This is a genomic window from Arsenophonus nasoniae DSM 15247 (assembly GCF_000429565.1).
Taxonomy (GTDB): Bacteria; Pseudomonadota; Gammaproteobacteria; order Enterobacterales; family Enterobacteriaceae; genus Arsenophonus; species Arsenophonus nasoniae.
The window spans coordinates 1-1,321 of record NZ_AUCC01000256.1 but is presented as its reverse complement, the minus strand read 5'-3'; the positions used below and the strand labels follow the sequence as shown (position 1 = coordinate 1,321).

Annotated in this window: 1 protein-coding gene; it reads left to right on the top strand. The window is 35.9% G+C overall.

Translation table 11 applies throughout. The features are described 5' to 3' along the window. Positions 1-588 precede the first annotated feature (588 nt). Positions 589-1,104 carry a hypothetical protein gene (locus G468_RS0118135; RefSeq protein ID WP_026824164.1) on the top strand — a complete coding sequence of 172 codons (516 nt, stop codon included), beginning with the start codon at positions 589-591 and terminating at the stop codon, positions 1,102-1,104. The last annotated feature ends 217 nt before the right edge of the window (positions 1,105-1,321 follow it).

Genomic DNA, 1,321 nt, shown 5'->3' with positions numbered 1-1,321 from the left:
AGCACCGAATCAAATAATCGAGTTATTTGCTCGAACCTCACGCAATTTAACCCTTCGTCAGCGTGCCCGAATTCTGAATAGAGTCGGAGGTGCGGCATGAACTCCGAGATGATTAAATGCTTTTTGAGTAGTGGTGTTCCCTGTGGATTTTCGAGTGTTCGTGCTCCTTTTAACTTCCGGTTATCTTCCGCTTCCTCGCCTGTTCGCTCGCGTTGCTCGGTCACAGACTCCGGCGAGCGGTGGGCGTTTTAATTTTAAGGATTTTTTGGATTATTTTTTTATTGGTTCAGTTTTCTCAATTTGATTGCGAACACCGAACACCGTCGACGAGGAAGCGGAGGTTAGTTTGTTGCTAATGAATTGTCTGATGGTTCTAAAACAACAAGAAGAACTAAGAATAGAAACCGCAAAAAATCCTTAAAAATCAATGACCATATTTTCATGATTTGCGCTATCCAGGTTTAACATCAGAGCTATAGAAGCTCAAAATTAATTATAAATTCAATCTTTACTAGATCTATTTTTTATTATATATTGAACTTAATAAATCATTCGTTGATATGGCAAAGTCCAAAATTAAAGGTAAAAATGAGCCTTACTAGATATAAAGAAAACCCATTTATAGAAGGAATGGTTGTTCCTATAAAAGGGAAGAAGATTCAGTTATCGAAATTGGGTAAAGATAATAATGTATTGGTTAATCAATACACTGGTGAAATTTATGGTACTCATATTACAACCTTTAAGAAAGTTGACACAGAACAGTTTGTTAAGCTGTTTACTGCTAATATTGCGTTAACTTTTGGATTAAATTCTGCTGGAATCAAAGCATTTAATGTTCTTATATGGGCTGTTCAATTCAAAGCTATTGCAAAAGATCAAGTTGATTTAGACAGTATAGCTTTAGAAGATTTTTTAGAAGCTCATAAAGATAATAATCCCTCAATTAAATTAAGTTTAGCAACCTTTAAAAGAGGATTAAACGAGTTAGAAAACGCATTAATAATAGCAAAAACTTTGAGACCAGGTCGTTATTTTATAAATCCAAATTTTTGTTTCAATGGAGATCGTATCGCATTTACAACCTTGATAGAGAAAAAATAATTATTTAAACACTCTACGCCAGTGTTTACACCACCGACGTAGAGCTAATCCAAAACCTAATGTAACTAGGAGTGGACTATGCGAAATAGTACGCATATTGCACGCATAATGAAAGCGTGCGGCATATCAATCGAGCAGCTTTTGAGCTTTGCTCACACATCAAAATATCTCACCAATCGGCAACGTACCCGAATTCTGAATAGAGTTGGGGGTGCTG